Annotated in this window: 1 protein-coding gene; it reads left to right on the top strand. The window is 65.3% G+C overall.

Features of this window, described 5'->3' with window-relative positions; genetic code table 11:
- Window positions 1–1,100 (top strand): elongation factor Tu (gene tuf, locus DEA8626_RS20770; protein ID WP_108855149.1); only part of this gene is annotated, 1,100 nt, incomplete at both ends.

Genomic DNA, 1,100 nt, shown 5'->3' with positions numbered 1-1,100 from the left:
ATGGCAAAGGCAAAGTTTGAACGGACGAAACCGCATGTGAACGTTGGCACGATCGGCCACGTTGACCACGGCAAGACGACGCTGACGGCTGCGATCACGAAGTATTACGGTGACTTCAAGGCCTATGACCAGATCGACGCGGCGCCTGAGGAGAAGGCGCGGGGGATCACGATCTCGACGGCGCATGTGGAATACGAGACGGATGCGCGGCACTACGCGCATGTCGACTGCCCGGGCCATGCCGACTACGTCAAGAACATGATCACCGGGGCGGCGCAGATGGACGGCGCGATCCTCGTGGTGAACGCGGCCGACGGGCCGATGCCGCAGACCCGCGAGCACATCCTTCTGGCGCGCCAGGTCGGCGTGCCGGCCCTGGTGGTCTACATGAACAAGGTCGACCAGGTCGACGACGAGGAGCTTCTGGAGCTCGTCGAGATGGAGGTGCGCGAGCTTCTGTCGTCCTACGACTATCCGGGCGACGACATCCCGATCGTGAAGGGCTCGGCGCTGGCCGCTCTGGAGGGCCGCGACGAGGCGATCGGCGAGACCTCGATCCGCGAGCTGATGAAGGCGGTCGACGACTACATTCCGACGCCGGACCGTCCGATCGACCAGCCGTTCCTGATGCCGATCGAGGACGTGTTCTCGATCTCGGGTAGGGGCACGGTGGTCACGGGGCGGGTCGAGCGCGGCGTGATCAATGTCGGCGACGAGATCGAGATCGTCGGCATCCGCGACACCAAGAAGACGGTCTGCACGGGCGTCGAGATGTTCCGCAAGCTTCTGGACCGCGGCGAGGCGGGCGACAATATCGGCGCGCTCCTCAGGGGCGTCGAGCGTGACGGGGTGGAGCGCGGCCAAGTGCTGTGCAAGCCGGGCTCGGTGACGCCGCACACCAAGTTCGAGGCCGAGGCCTACATCCTGACGAAGGAAGAGGGCGGCCGCCACACGCCGTTCTTCGCCAACTACCGGCCGCAGTTCTACTTCCGCACGACGGACGTGACGGGCACCGTGACGCTGCCCGAGGGCACCGAGATGGTGATGCCGGGCGACAACCTGAAGTTCGAGGTCGAGCTGATCGCGCCCATCGCGATGGA

The organism is Defluviimonas aquaemixtae, from assembly GCF_900302475.1.
In the GTDB taxonomy this organism is placed as follows: Bacteria; Pseudomonadota; Alphaproteobacteria; order Rhodobacterales; family Rhodobacteraceae; genus Albidovulum; species Albidovulum aquaemixtae.
The sequence above is the reverse complement of the archived record's forward strand: the minus strand, read 5'-3'. Positions and strand labels throughout refer to the sequence as shown.